We start from the raw sequence: 13,460 nt of genomic DNA on the forward strand, positions 1-13,460 counted from the left end.
GAGACGGCGCCGCCGAACAGGATCGAGATCACTGCACGTCCTCCCCGATCAGCGCGTCCGCGAGACTGCGGAGCTTCGACCCCTTCGAGGACTTCACCAGTACGACGTCACCCGCGTGCAGCTCGGATCGCAGCAGCTCGAGCGCTTCCGGGATGCTGTCGACATAGGCCGACTCGTTGCCCCAGGAGCCTTCCAGCGAGGCACCGAGATGAATGGGTTTCGCCCCCGGACCGACCACGAGCAGCCGGTTCACGTCGAGTCGCACCACCAGCCGCCCGATCGCGTCGTGCTCGTCGGCCGACGCGTCGCCCAGCTCGAGCATCTCGCCGAGCACCGCCCAGGTCCGCGCGCCCCGCGACCGGCCGATCGCGACCAGTGCCTTCAATGCGGCGCGGGTCGAGTCCGGGTTGGCGTTGAACGCGTCGTTGATGATCGTGACGCCGTCCGCGCGCTCGGTCAGCTCCATCCGCGCCGCGGACACCCGCGTGGCGGCGTTGAGGCCGTCCGCGAGTTGCTCGGGGGTCATACCGACCGCCGACCCGACGGCAGCGGCGGCCAGCGCGTTCGACACGTAGTGCTCGCCGATGAACTGCAGCTGGATGTCGCCGCTGAAGTCACCGATGCGCAGAGTGAACGCGGGCTGTCCCTCGGCGTCGAGCTTCACGCCCTCCGCACGGATGTCAGCCTCGGGTGCCTCCCCGAAAGTCAGCACCCGTTCCGGCGTCCGGCTGCGCATCGCGGCGACGCGATGGTCGTCTGCGTTGAGCACCGCGGTGCCGCCGGCGGTCACGGCCTCGATCAGTTCGCCCTTGGCGACGGCGATGTTGTCCTGGGTTCCGAACTCGCCGATGTGGGAGGTACCGACGTTCAGCACCAGCCCGATCTTCGGCGGCGTGATCCCGGCCAGGTAGGCGATGTCGCCCTGGTGCCGCGCGCCCATCTCGGCGACGAGGTACTTCGTGCGCTCCGTCGCCTGCAGCGCGGTGAGCGGGTGCCCGATCTCGTTGTTGAACGACCCCTCCGGCACCACGGTCTCGCCGTGCGAGCGGATCAGCTGCCCGATCAGGTCCTTGGTGCTGGTCTTGCCCGACGAGCCGGTCAGCGCGATCACGGTCAGGTCGGGAAGGCGGCTGACCAGCAGGCGGGCCAGCGCTCCGAGCGCGGCCTGCGGGTCAGCGACGACGATGCACGGACTGCCCTCGACCGGCCGGGTCGTCAGTGCCGCCGTGACGCCTGCGGCGGTCGCCGTACCGACGTAGTCGTGCCCGTCGACGTTCTCGCCCGGCAGGGCGACGAACAGCCCACCGGGGCCGGCGGCTCGCGAGTCGATCACCACCGCGCCGTCCACGACGGCCGACGGGGTGACCCCCACGAGCTCGCCGTTCACAGCGTCGGCGATCTCGCCGCAACTGACAGGGATCACCGGTCTGCCTCCAACAGCTCACGCACGGTTTCGCGGTCGTCGAACGGGTGGATCACACCGCCGACGTCCTGGCCTGTCTCATGGCCCTTGCCCAGTACGACGACCGTGTCGCCCGGGCCGGCCAGCGCGATCGCGCTCGCGATGGCCTGCCGGCGGTCGCCGATCTCGTGCAGGTCTACGCCCGGGACCGCTTCGCGGGCGCCGGCCAGCGCAGCGGCGCGGATCGCCGCCGGGTCCTCGCTGCGCGGGTTGTCGTCGGTGACGATCACGACGTCCGCCGTCCGGGCCGCCGCGGCACCCATCGCGGGACGCTTGCCGGGATCACGGTCGCCGCCGCAGCCCACGATCGCGAACAGCCGGCCCTTCGTCGCACTCCGCGCGGCCTGCAGCGCCAGCTCGACCGCGTCCGGCGTATGCGCGTAGTCGACGATGACCGCCAGGCCGTCCTCGCGGGTGAACGCCTCCATCCGCCCCGGGACGGTCGCGGTCCGCAGCCCGGCCGCGATCGCCTCGGCGGGTACGTCGAGTTGCCGCAACATCACGGTCGCGAGCAACGCGTTCGCCACATTGAAGTCTCCGGGCAGCGCGATCTCGACGGTCAGCGCCTCGGCCGGCCCCTGGATGTCGACAACGGTCGTGCCGTGCTCCGACTGATGCTGGTTGGCCACCATCCAGTCGGCCGCACCCTTGGTGGAGACGGTGACGAGAGGTACGACGGTCTGCGCGGCGAGCCGGCGCCCGTAGTCGTCATCGATCCTAACCACGGCCACATCACACCGCTCCGGGGTGAACAGCGAGGCCTTCGCCGCGAAGTACTCCTCGAACGTGCGGTGGAAGTCCAGATGGTCCTGCGTCAGGTTGGTGAACCCCGCGACCGCGAAGCGAGCCCCGTCGACCCGGCCCATCGCCAATGCGTGGCTCGACACCTCCATCGCACACCACGCGACCGCCTGCTCACGCATCACGGCGAACAGCGCCTGCAGGTCGGTGGCCTCCGGAGTGGTCCGGACGCTCTTCACCACCTCGTCGCCGATCCGGGTCTGGATCGTCCCGATCAACGCTGTCCGGCCGAGCTCACGCAGTACGGCGTCCAGGAGGAAGCTGGTCGTGGTCTTGCCGTTGGTCCCGGTCACTCCGAGCAGGCGTAGCTCACTGGTCGGCTCCCCGTAGATCCGCGCCGCGACCGCACCGAGCACGTCTCGCGGCCTGTCGACCACGAGCACCGGGAGACCGGTTGCCGTGGCCCGCTCCTCGCCCGTCGGGTCCGTGAGTACGGCGACAGCGCCGGACTGGCGCGCTTTCGCGACGAACTCCGCGCCATGCGTGACGGCTCCGGGCAGAGCGGCGTACAGGTCGCCGGGAAGAACGGACCGGGAGTCGAGCGTGACTCCGGTGACGTCGGCAGCCGGACCGGCCGGGACGGCTGCTCCTGCGACCCGGGCCACGTCGGCAAGGCTGACCGGCACGACATGTCGTGGCCTGATCGCTGCGACGGCGCCGCCTGCGGCGGTAGGGGTGGACACGGGCCCTGAGGCTACCGCTCCGGACCCTGTGACTCCTACCTGACCCTGCGTCACCAGGTGACGGGAACGTCGGGCTGCTTCGCCCCCGACGGCGGGACGACGTACTTCTGCAGCGCGTAGCTCATCACGTCTCGGAACACCGGTCCTCCTTGGAAGCCACCACCCCGAGCACCCAGGGGATCGTGCAGTACGACGTACGTAACGAACCGTGGGTTGTCGGCGGGAGCGAATCCGGCGAAAGACGTCGCCCACTTGCCGTACTTGCCGGTCTTCGGGTCGACCTGCTGCGCCGTCCCGGTCTTGCCGGCCACCAGGTAGCCGTCGATCGCCGCCTGCGGCGCGGTGCCCTTCTTCGCGGTCACCGCCTCCATCATCGTGGCGACCTCCTTGGCGGCTTTCTCGCTCACCACCCGGTGCGGCGCCGGCGTCTGGTTCGGTACGACGGTGCCGTTCGCGTCGATGTAGTTGCGGACCAGCTTCGGCGGGACGTAGACGCCGCCGTTGGCGACCGCGTTCACCGCGGCGGTCATCTGGACCGCGTTCACCGACAGGCCCTGACCGAACGCGACGTTCGACCGGGTCAGCTCGGGCCACTCGTCGCCCGACTTCATCAGCCCATTGCTCTCGCCGGGGAAGTTCAGCCCGGTCGGCTCGCCGAAGCCGAAGTCGTGCAGATACTTCACGAACTGCGGGATCCGCATCTGCTGCGCGGCCATGATCGTGCCGACGTTCGACGACTTCGCGACCACGCCGGCGATGGTCAGGTTGAGCGGGCCGTGGTCCCAATGGTCCTTGATCGTCCGCCGCTGCACCTCGATGCTGCCAGGCACCCGGAGCTTGGTGTTCAGGTCGATCAGCCCGGCGTCGGCGAGCGCGGCCATCGTGACCACCTTCTGCACACTGCCCGGTTCGTAGGTGCGCTCCAGCGCGGGGTTGTTCAGGTCGGCGGACTTGTACTTCCCGTTCGGGTCGAAGGACGGGTAGTTGGCCATCGCAAGGATCTCGCCGGACTTCACGTCCATGGTGATCACCGTGCCGGAGGTGGCGTGGTACTGCTCGACCGCCTGCTGGATCCGCTTCTCCGCGAAGAACTGCAGGTCCGTGTCCAGGGTGAGCTGCACGCTGACGCCGGGCTTCGGCTCCTCGACCGTGTGATTCGCGTTCGGGATCTTGTTACCCCGGGTGTCGACCTCGTACATCGCCCTGCCGTCATGGCCGGACAGCTTGTCGTTCAGGCCGTACTCGAGCCCGGACAGGCCCTTGCCGTTGGCGCCGACGACTCCGACGACGGTCGCGGCGACGCTCCCGTTGGGGTGGCTGCGGATCGGGTCGTCCTCGGTGTAGAGGCCGGCCAGCAGTGGAGCCTGCTGCTCCTTGGCCTTGCCCTTGTTCTGCTCGGCGATGTCCGCGTTGCGGGACTTGATGTCGGCCTCGATGGCGTTCCAGGTCTGGGGGGTGACCTGATGCGCGAGGACCGCGAAGCGGCCTTTGCCGGTCATCGCGGTGACCAGCTTGGCCGACGTCGTACTGGTCAGCTTCGGCGCCAGGATCGCGGCGAGCTGGTCGGCCACCGGCTTCGTCTGGGTCGGGTCGGCGGTGATCGCGACCGCGTCCTCGGACACCGCCAGCTCGACACCGTTGCGGTCCTCGATCGACCCGCGCGACGCGTGCAGGATGTTGCCCTGGGTGTTCTCCTTCGTGGCCGCCGCCGCGTAGCTGTCCGGGTCCACACCCTGCAGCAGCACCAGCCGCCCGGCGAACAGCGACAGCACGAACGCCATCACCCCGAACGTCATCCGCAACCGCAACCCCGACCGCCCCAGCTTGAGCATCCGAGGCGGCTTCCGCACCTTCCGCCGCTGCGGAGGCCGCCTGCTCTGCGGCCGCTTCCGCGGCGGGCTCTTCTTGGCCGCAGCCTTCTTGGCAGGCGCTCTCCCGGCTCCCTCAGGAGGACGGCGAGGCGCCGGCCGGCTCGCGGCCGCTTTCGGCGCCTGCTTGCCCCCCGCGCGCTTGCGCGGCGCGGCCGCGCGCCTTGCACCGTCGGGCGCAGGGCGCTTGCGCCCACTCGTGGGCCTTCCTTCCCCGCCCGCGGCGGGGCGGCGCGGAGCGGCGCCTTCCTGCTCCTCGCGGGCCTGGCGGAGAAGTCTTTCCCGGGTGGATTCGGGACGCTGGGGGGTGGTGCGGCTGCTGTCTGTAGTGGCGGACGGACGGGACGGAGCCTTGCGGGCCGGGTTGCCCCGGCCCGGTTGAGTGCCGCGCTTGCGCGGCGGCTCGCTGCCCCGTCGGTCCGTCATCCGATCATCCCCCGGTGGTCGTGGTGCCCTGCGCTCCCGTCGTACCGGCGCGCGGCTTGTTCGTCGTGGCGGGCGGCTTCTTACCCGTCGCCGTACCTGTCCGTGCTGTCGTCCCCGGCTTCGCCGTGGGCGGCTTGACCACCGGGGGCTTGACCACAGGCGGCTTGACCGGTGGCTTCGCGACCGGAGGCTTGACCGGTGGCGTGGTCGCTGTGCCCGTCGGCGTCCCCGGACCGAACATCGCCGTACCCGTGCCGGCCTTTCCTTCCGCCGGCACGCCGAGCACCCGCCCGTCGGACAGCCGCAGGAAGACCGGGTTCGGGTTCGGCACCATGCCCATCCGCAGCGCCCGGTCGGCCAGGTTCTGCGGCGACTCGAGCGTCCGGACCTGCTTCTCCAGACCTTCCTGCTGATCGCGCAGCTGGTCGGCCTGGCTGTTCAGCCGGGTGATCTCGAACGTCCCGCTCTGCAACTCCGTGTTCAGCAGCAGCAGGCCGACCAGGCCGGCCGCCAGCAGCGACACCACGAAGATGACGAACGGCATCCGCGGCGGCCGGAACGGCGCGCCGTAGACCACCCGCAGCTTCGGCTCCGAGCGCTTGGCCGGAGCGGCCGGCGTGACCCGCGCCTTCTGCGGGCTGAAGACAGTACTCATCAGGCCACCAGCCCCTTCTCCCGGATGCGTTCGGCCGCCCGCACGCGAGCGGAGGCGGCCCGCGGGTTCGCCGCGACCTCCGCTTCGGTCGGTCGTTCGGCCCCGCGGGTCAGCAGTTTCAGATACGGCTCGTGCCCGGCCGGAATCACCGGCAGGTCGTCCGGTACGTCGCTCTTCGTCGCGGCCGCGAACGTCTGCTTGGTGATCCGGTCCTCGAGCGACTGGTAGCTCATCACCACGATCCGGCCGTGCAGCGCGAGCGCCCCGAGTGCGGCCGGCAGGGCCCGCCGCAGGACCTCGAGCTCGCCGTTCACCTCGATCCGCAGCGCCTGGAACGTCCGCTTCGCCGGGTGTCCGCCAGTACGGCGGGCCGCCTGCGGGATCGCGTTGCGAACCAGCTCGGACAGTCGCGCGCTGGTGGTGAACGGCTCGGTCTCGCGCTCCCGCACGATCCGGTCCGCGATCCGCCGGGCGAACTTCTCCTCGCCGTACTGGAACAGGATCCGGGCCAGGTCGGCCGCGCTGTAGGTGTTGACGATGTCGGCCGCCGTGGTCGGGCCGGTGCTGTCCATCCGCATGTCCAGCGGCGCGTCCTGCGCGTAGGCGAAGCCGCGCTCGGCCTCGTCCAGCTGCATCGACGAGACGCCGAGGTCGAACAGGATCCCGTCGATCGCGGGCACGCCGAGATCGGAGAGTGCGCGCGGGAGTTCGTCGTACACCGCGTGGACGAGGGTGATCCGCTCCTGGTACGGCGCCAGCCGGTCACCGGCCAGCCGCAGCGCGGCCGGGTCGCGGTCGAACCCGATCAGCCGGGCGTCCGGGAACTGCCGCAGGAAGGCTTCGGAGTGACCGCCGAGACCGAGGGTCGCGTCGACGAGGACGGCACCGGGATGCGCGAGTGCCGGCGCCAGCAGCGCGACCACGCGCTCCAGCATCACCGGCACATGCCGCTCCGCAGCATCCATCTCGACCCTTCCGTCGCCGCGGGAGCGACCCTGCCCCCGCAGGTTCTGTGGTGTTGCGGTGCCGATCAGTGGGGAGCCGTGCGGAGACGACTCCGTCCGGTCAGATCGCGGGTTCGCCTTCCGGGGAAGTACCTCGGGGTCTTGGCGCCGGGGAAGTGGCGCCAACACCTGAGGTCGGAAGTCGGACCCGTGATCTCACCGGACGGCCGGTGTGCTCGCGATGCCGCTTGCCCACTGTTCAGCTTCAGAAGATGCCGGGCAGTACCTCCTCGGAGAGGTCGGCGAATGCCTGCTCCTGCTCCGCGGAGTACCTGTTCCAGTTCTCCGTGTTCCAGATCTCCACCCTGTTCATCGCCCCGATGACGACGCAGTCCCGATCCAGTCCCGCGTAATCGCGCAGCATCGGCGGGATGGTGACCCGGCCCTGCTTGTCCGGCACCTCGTTGGAGGCCCCGGCGAACAGCATCCGCAGATAGTCCCGCGCACCCTTGTTGGTGATCGGCGCCTGCTTCAACTGTTCGGTCAGCTGAACGAACTCGCGCTCGGGCCACACGGACAGCGACCGCTCCTGTCCACGCGTGATCACCAGGCCGTCAGCCAGTTCGTCCCGGAACTTCGCCGGCAGGAACAGCCGTCCTTTGTCGTCGAGCTTGGGGAAGTGAGTTCCGAGGAACACGCTCCACCTCCCCGTTGCGGACTCTCCGTCTCAGGCGAGCTGTTTCCACCACTTCGGTTCCACTGCGCTCCACCTTACTCCACTTTCCACCACCGTCAACCAACTTCCGCCCCAATCGCTCCCCGTGCCGCCTGATTCCGGCGCGACTCCACCGCGTGTCGCTGCCGCCTCAGGAGCCTGGAATCCACGCTCAGCCCCTCCACTTCGCTCCCCCCGCCCCTCCACTCCGCTCCCCGGGACCGGCTCGCGGGTTTCCTCCACTTCGCTCCACCGGCTCCTGCACCGGACGAGCCGGATGAACCTTCCGGGCATCCGTCGCGTGAACCTTCCTGGGGTTCGGTACGTCGTACGCCCCACGCACCGCTTTCTCCGCCCGTACGCTTGGAGGGACGTCAAATCTCGAAACCAGAGACCGACCCGCCGTGAGGGCGTGTGCCGATGAACACCGAAACGCCAGGTAACGAAACCCCCGCTGCTCTAGGCCCGACCCCTACAGCGGGTGAGAATGTGTCGGCCGTCAATGAATGGGGAGGACTCAGGGTGAGCACCACCGCGACCAGCTCGGCGTTGGCAGGAGCCGGGGATTTCGACGAGCTGTCCGAGGTGGCGGGACGTGTCCGCCGGGCGATAGAGCAGGTGATCGAGGGCAAGCCCGACGTGGTCGAGGTCGCCATCACCGTGCTGCTCGCCGAGGGACACCTGCTGATCGAGGACGTGCCGGGCGTCGGCAAGACGATGCTGGCCAAGGCGCTGGCCAAGTCGATCGACTGCACCGTGCGCCGGATCCAGTTCACACCGGACCTGCTGCCGTCGGACATCACCGGCGTCTCGGTCTTCAACCAGGAAATCCGCGATTTCGAGTTCAAACCGGGCGCGGTGTTCGCGAACATCGTGGTCGGTGACGAGATCAACCGCGCTTCGCCGAAGACCCAGGCCGCGCTGCTGGAGTCGATGGAGGAGCGCCAGGTCACCGTCGACACCACGACGTACCAGCTCGAGGCGCCGTTCATGGTCATCGCGACCCAGAACCCGATCGAGATGGAAGGCACCTACCCGCTGCCCGAGGCGCAGCGCGACCGCTTCATGGCCCGCGTCTCGATGGGCTACCCGGAGCCGGCCGCGGAGCTGCGGATGCTCGACGGGCACGCGGCCGACGATCCCCTGCTCACGCTGCAGCCCGTCACCGACGGTCAGCAGATCCTGCGCCTGGTGAAGACAGTGCAGTCGGTGCACGTGTCGGAGTCGGTCAAGGAGTACGCCATCGCCCTCGTGGGTGCGACCCGCCGGTCGCAGGAGCTCCGGCTCGGGGCCAGCCCACGGTCGACGCTGCACCTGATCCGGGCCGCGCGCGCGGCCGCGGCGCTCGATGCCCGGGAGTTCGTCCTGCCGGACGACATCCAGGAGCTCGCAGTGCCGGTGCTGGCGCACCGGGTCCTTCCAGCGGCTGAGGCGCATCTCGGTGGGCGCGGTGCAGCCGACATCATCTCCGGGCTGGTGGCCACCGTGGCGCTGCCCCGCACGCGTCGGGACTGAGACATGCGGCAGGCACTGCGCGGACTGACCACCAGGGGGCGGGCATTCCTCGCTGCCGGTATCACCGCTTCGCTGTGCGCCCTCCTGCTCGGGCAGAAGGATCTGTTGCGGGTCGGCGTCCTGCTGGTCGCGCTGCCGGTCGTGGCGGCGCTCGTCGTCGGCCGGACCAGGCTGCGCCTGCAGGTACGGCGCAGCCTCGCGCCGGACCAGGTCCCGGTGGGGACGCAGGCGACGGTCGAGCTCGCGCTGAGCAACCAGGGCCGGATGCCCGCCGGTCTGCTGCTGCTCGAGGACCGCATTCCTTATGTCCTGGGCCACCGGCCACGGTTCGTGGTGGACCGCGTCAGCCCGAACTGGCGTCGTACCGTCACCTACCCGGTCAAGTCCGACGTCCGTGGGCTGTTCCAGGTCGGCCCGCTGATGCTGACGGTGGCCGACCCGTTCGGGCTGGTCGAGACCAGCCGGACGTTCACCCGCAGCCAGCACCTGCTGGTCACGCCGCGGGTCTACCGACTGCCCGAGATCCGGCTGGGCGCCGACCGGGCCGGTTCGGGCGAGAACCGGCCGCGGGCGATCGCGTCGGCCGGCGAGGAGGATGCGACCGTCCGCGAGTACCGCGACGGCGACGACCTGCGCCGGGTGCACTGGCGATCGACGGCCCGCCGCGGCGAGCTGATGGTCCGGCGCGAGGAGCAGCCCTGGCAGAGCCGGTGCACGATGTTCCTGGACGCGCGGACGATCTCGCACCACGGGCACGGACCGTCGTCCAGCCTCGAATGGGCGGTCAGCGCCGCCGCCTCGATCGGCACCGACCGGATCCGCCGCGGCTACGTCACCACCATGCTCGGTGGGCCGACGACCCTGGCGGCGATCGCCCATCGCACGTCGGCCGCCGTCCATCAGCCGTTGACCGCGCAGCAGTTGCTGACCGAGTGCGCCACCGTCGAGGAACACCGGTACGCCGAGGTCAGTCCGCTGCTGACCGTCGACCGGCACGCGCAGGAGCCCAGCCTGGTGATTGCGATCGTCGGCGCGTGCAGCTCCGATGACGTCGTCGCCCTGAACCGGTGGCGGACCAGCCAGGCGACCGGGGTCGCGCTGCTGCTGGACGCGGCCAGCTGGGCGGTCGGCGCCGAGGCGACGGAGAAGGCGGCCCGCCTGAGCGCGGCCACCACCGCCACCGAGAACGAACTGCGCCGGAACGGATGGCGGGTCGTCAAGGTCCAGCGCGGAGATCACCTACCCACCGTGTGGTCCACCTTAGGACTACGGAGCGGACGGATCGCATGATTGTCTTCATGGCCCGGCGTCCGGCGCGGGCGCGGTCAGGGGGCGTTGGCTCATGACCGGTCACGCCAGGATCTCTCTCGCTGCCTGGGGAGCGACCGTACTGGGGTCGCTGGTGCTCACGCCGGTGTTCTCCGGGCCGTTCCTGTTCATCAGTGCGCTGCTGTGCGGCGTGATCACCGGCGTCGGCGTGCTGTTGCAGAACCTGCGCACCCCGCGGATCGTCGTACCGCTGGTCCAGCTCGTGGTGCTGGTCGAGCTGCTCTCGATCTTCTTCCTGAAGGACACGCTGAAGTTCGGGCTGATCCCATGGAAGGCGACGGCGCTCGAGTTCAACCAGCAGATGGTCAACGCGATGGACTCGATCAACCGGTTCAGCGCGCCGCTGCCGCCGGACTCGCATCTGACCCTGTTCGCGGTCTCGGTGATCTCGGCGACCGGGTTGCTCATCCACGTCATCGCCGTACAGCTCCGGCAGGCCGCGTGGGCCGGGTTGCTGTTGCTGATCATGTACACGGTGCCGGCCGCGACCGTGCACGGCGGACTGCCGGCGCTCCTGTTCATCCCGCCGGCGGTCGGCTACATCCTGCTGCTGTCCGCGGAGGGCCGGAGCAGGCTGAGCCGCTGGGGCCGCCGCATCTCCGGGGTCTCGCACCTGGATGCGGCCGAGCCTGTCGAGGCGTCCGCGCTCGGCCAGGCCGGCCGCCGGATCGGCCTGTCGGTGGTCGCGCTGGCCGCACTGCTGCCGGCGTTGCTGCCGGCCCTGCCGGAAGGTGTCATCGGCAACGGTCTGGCCGGCAGCGGCCCGGGTGGCGGGTTCGGCACGTCGATCTCGTCGACCGACCCGATGCTCGACATGGCCAAGAACCTGAAGCAGGGCGAGAACGTGGTCGCGCTCACGTACAAGGGCGGCGCGGCCGGCGGGACGTACCTGCGGCTGACCGCGCTCGACCTCTTCGACGGCAACACCTGGCGGATCGCGCCCCGGGAGGACGGCCACAAGATCAACGGCGACCTGACTCCGCCGCCGGGTTACATCGGCGACCTGTCCAAGGTCCCGGAGACCAAGATGGAGATCGACGTCACCCGGAACTTCCGGTCCCAGTTCGTGCCTGTCCCCTACCCGCTGCACTCGATCTCCCTGAAGCGGGACTGGCGGTACGACGCCGGCGCGCTCGACATCGTCTCCGCGGGCGGGCAGGTGATCGCCGGCAAGAAGTACAGCGCGACGTCGTACGACCTGCAACCGACGCCCGATCAGCTGTCCACCGCGGTCTTCACCAGCCAGCCGGACCAGTACACCAGCGCCGTCCCGCAGCGCACCCCGACGGCGATCAAGACGCTGACCGACCGGGTCATTGCCGGTGCCAACGGCAACAAGTTCGAGGCGGCGGTGCTGCTGCAGCAGTGGTTCCGCAGCGCCGGCGGCTTCACCTACAGCACCCAGAACGCCCGCGGCAGCGGGATGGGGGCGATCCGCGAGTTCCTGCTTCAGAACAAGTCCGGGTACTGCGAGCAGTTCGCCACCGGGATGGCGCTGATGGCACGCATCGCGGGCATCCCGTCCCGGGTCGGCATCGGCTTCCTGCCCGGTCAGGCCGGCAAGGACGGTCAGTACACGGTCCGGATGCACGACATGCACGCCTGGCCGGAGCTGTACTTCCAGGGCACCGGCTGGGTCCGCTTCGAGCCGACCCCGGCCGCGCGGGTGCCCAGCACCCCGAACTGGACGGTCGCCGCCGGCGCAGACCCGACCAACCCTTCGATTGCGCCGAGCACCGCGCCGGGCACGCCCGGCGCGACCAACGACCCCGAGATCAGCCGGCGGAACCTCGACCCCAACCTGCCGGCCGACAGCGGCATCCCGACCCTCAACAACGGCAACTGGTGGACCAAGGGCGGGGGCCGTGCGATCGGGATCGGCGCCGGGGTGATCCTGCTGATTTCTATCCCCTGGATGATCCGTAGCCTGACCCGGCGGCGGCGGTTCGCCCGGGAGCCGGGCCGCGCCTCGGCCGAGGGCTTGTGGGCCGAGATCCGGGACACCTCCCGCGACCTCGGGCTGGACTGGTCCGACGTGTCCACGCCACGACAGACCGGTGAGTGGCTCGTCTCGAAGCTGCCTGCCGAGACGAAGCCCGACGCACTCCGGCTGGCCCGCGGCATCGAGGCGCTCCGGTACGCCGGGGACGCGAACCCGACTGTGGACCTCACGTCGGAGGCGGCCGCCGTACGCAAGGCTCTCTGGAGTCAGGCTCCCCGTCGGCGCCGTTGGCGGGCGCGCCTGCTGCCGCCGTCCTGGCGCTGGTACCTGAACCGGGGCAGCACCGAGGCCTCCGACCTCCTGGACGAGTTCGACCTCCTCCTGGCCCGCCTCCGGTCCCTGGTCCTCCCCCGCCGCCACGCCAACTAAGCACCACAGGGCCGTGTACTCCACCGGAGTACACGGCCCTTCGCATGCTCCGCCACCGGCTCAGGGGGCAAAAAACAACCACACCCGTCCCACCAGGGCACGGGTGTGGTTCGTCGACGGGGTCGCGCTCAGGCGGCGCGTCGCGCTGTCAGAGGTCTTCGTCGCGGCGGCGGCGCCAGCGATCTTCCATCCGCTCCATGAAGCTGCCGGACGAGTCGTGCCGGGTTTTGTGCTTCTTGGTCGGCGGCGGCGGTGGGATGTCGTCGGCGTCCCCGGCGTTGCTGATCCGCTTCATGCTCAGCGCCGCGATGTAGAGGCAGGCGACCATCATCACGAAGCCCACGACTCCGATGATGGTGTTGGGAACGATCGCGCCGGTCATCAGCACCGCGATGCCCAGCACGAATCCGACGCCGGCAAGAACTGCCCGGCGCTTGTAGTACAAGCGCACATTGGTCCCTCGCATGGCGGAAACGAACTTCGGGTCTTCCGCAGCGAGGGCGCGTTCGAGCTGCTCGAACTGGCGCTGCTCTTCTTCCGAGAGGGGCACCGTCGATCCCTCCATGATGAGCGCGATCTCGATAGGCCGCCTTCAGTCTAGGCCGCGCGTGCCCCACACGAAACCCTGACCGCCTGTCCAGCGCGTCACGGTCCGGCAACTGCCCCTACAACACGAGCTCCAAACCTGCGC

At 69.9% G+C, this 13,460-nt stretch carries 10 protein-coding genes; 3 read left to right on the forward strand and 7 right to left on the reverse strand.

Annotated features, from left to right (window positions below; genetic code table 11):
- Window positions 1-28 precede the first annotated feature (28 nt).
- The 6 genes from OG876_RS39225 to mraZ form a co-directional block, all read right to left on the reverse strand.
- Window positions 29-1,423: a UDP-N-acetylmuramoyl-tripeptide--D-alanyl-D-alanine ligase gene (locus OG876_RS39225; protein ID WP_328521788.1), complete on the reverse strand. Its 1,395-nt coding sequence runs from the start codon at window positions 1,421-1,423 to the stop codon at window positions 29-31.
- Window positions 1,420-2,946 (reverse strand): UDP-N-acetylmuramoyl-L-alanyl-D-glutamate--2,6-diaminopimelate ligase, encoded by a 1,527-nt coding sequence (locus OG876_RS39230; protein WP_328521789.1) that lies wholly within the window; start codon window positions 2,944-2,946, stop codon window positions 1,420-1,422. Before OG876_RS39230 ends, OG876_RS39225 begins: the two co-directional genes overlap by 4 nt.
- Window positions 2,947-2,996: 50 nt before the next feature.
- Window positions 2,997-4,778 carry a peptidoglycan D,D-transpeptidase FtsI family protein gene (locus OG876_RS39235; RefSeq protein ID WP_328521790.1) on the reverse strand — a complete coding sequence of 594 codons (1,782 nt, stop codon included), beginning with the start codon at window positions 4,776-4,778 and terminating at the stop codon, window positions 2,997-2,999.
- Between the two features lie 466 nt (window positions 4,779-5,244).
- Window positions 5,245-5,895 carry a hypothetical protein gene (locus tag OG876_RS39240; RefSeq protein WP_328521791.1) on the reverse strand — a complete coding sequence of 217 codons (651 nt, stop codon included), beginning with the start codon at window positions 5,893-5,895 and terminating at the stop codon, window positions 5,245-5,247.
- Complete coding sequence (rsmH, locus tag OG876_RS39245) at window positions 5,895-6,860, reverse strand: 16S rRNA (cytosine(1402)-N(4))-methyltransferase RsmH (protein WP_328521792.1); 966 nt, start codon at window positions 6,858-6,860, stop codon at window positions 5,895-5,897. Before rsmH ends, OG876_RS39240 begins: the two co-directional genes overlap by 1 nt.
- A gap of 244 nt (window positions 6,861-7,104) precedes the next feature.
- Entirely contained in the window at window positions 7,105-7,536 is a 432-nt protein-coding gene (mraZ, locus tag OG876_RS39250; RefSeq protein ID WP_132144096.1) for a division/cell wall cluster transcriptional repressor MraZ, read from the reverse strand.
- Between the two features lie 594 nt (window positions 7,537-8,130).
- Between mraZ and OG876_RS39255 the strand changes: the two genes are divergently transcribed.
- From OG876_RS39255 to OG876_RS39265, 3 genes are read left to right on the forward strand one after another with little or no spacing between them, the layout of a single operon-like run.
- Window positions 8,131-9,069, forward strand: a complete 939-nt coding sequence (locus OG876_RS39255) for an AAA family ATPase (protein WP_442914205.1) — start codon at window positions 8,131-8,133, stop codon at window positions 9,067-9,069.
- Window positions 9,070-9,072: 3 nt separating this feature from the next.
- Window positions 9,073-10,359: a DUF58 domain-containing protein gene (locus tag OG876_RS39260; protein WP_328521794.1), complete on the forward strand. Its 1,287-nt coding sequence runs from the start codon at window positions 9,073-9,075 to the stop codon at window positions 10,357-10,359.
- A 52-nt stretch (window positions 10,360-10,411) separates the two neighbouring features.
- Window positions 10,412-12,769: a transglutaminase family protein gene (locus tag OG876_RS39265; RefSeq protein WP_328521795.1), complete on the forward strand. Its 2,358-nt coding sequence runs from the start codon at window positions 10,412-10,414 to the stop codon at window positions 12,767-12,769.
- 148 nt (window positions 12,770-12,917) lie between these two features.
- On the opposite strand, the gene OG876_RS39270 is transcribed toward OG876_RS39265, so the two are convergent.
- Window positions 12,918-13,334 carry a DUF3040 domain-containing protein gene (locus tag OG876_RS39270; RefSeq protein ID WP_328521796.1) on the reverse strand — a complete coding sequence of 139 codons (417 nt, stop codon included), beginning with the start codon at window positions 13,332-13,334 and terminating at the stop codon, window positions 12,918-12,920.
- Between the last annotated feature and the right edge of the window lie 126 nt (window positions 13,335-13,460).

The sequence above is a fragment of the Kribbella sp. NBC_00359 genome (assembly GCF_036097425.1).
Taxonomy (GTDB): domain Bacteria; phylum Actinomycetota; class Actinomycetes; order Propionibacteriales; family Kribbellaceae; genus Kribbella.

Excerpts from the sequence above, each read along its gene's own strand:
- OG876_RS39235 (WP_328521790.1), bottom strand. The coding sequence starts at position 4,778 with ATGCTCAAGCTGGGGCGGTCGGGGTTGCGGTTGCGGATGACGTTCGGG.
- OG876_RS39240 (WP_328521791.1), bottom strand. The coding sequence starts at position 5,895 with ATGAGTACTGTCTTCAGCCCGCAGAAGGCGCGGGTCACGCCGGCCGCT.
- rsmH (WP_328521792.1), bottom strand. The coding sequence starts at position 6,860 with ATGGATGCTGCGGAGCGGCATGTGCCGGTGATGCTGGAGCGCGTGGTC.
- OG876_RS39260 (WP_328521794.1), top strand. The coding sequence starts at position 9,073 with ATGCGGCAGGCACTGCGCGGACTGACCACCAGGGGGCGGGCATTCCTC.
- OG876_RS39265 (WP_328521795.1), top strand. The coding sequence starts at position 10,412 with ATGACCGGTCACGCCAGGATCTCTCTCGCTGCCTGGGGAGCGACCGTA.
- OG876_RS39270 (WP_328521796.1), bottom strand. The coding sequence starts at position 13,334 with ATGGAGGGATCGACGGTGCCCCTCTCGGAAGAAGAGCAGCGCCAGTTC.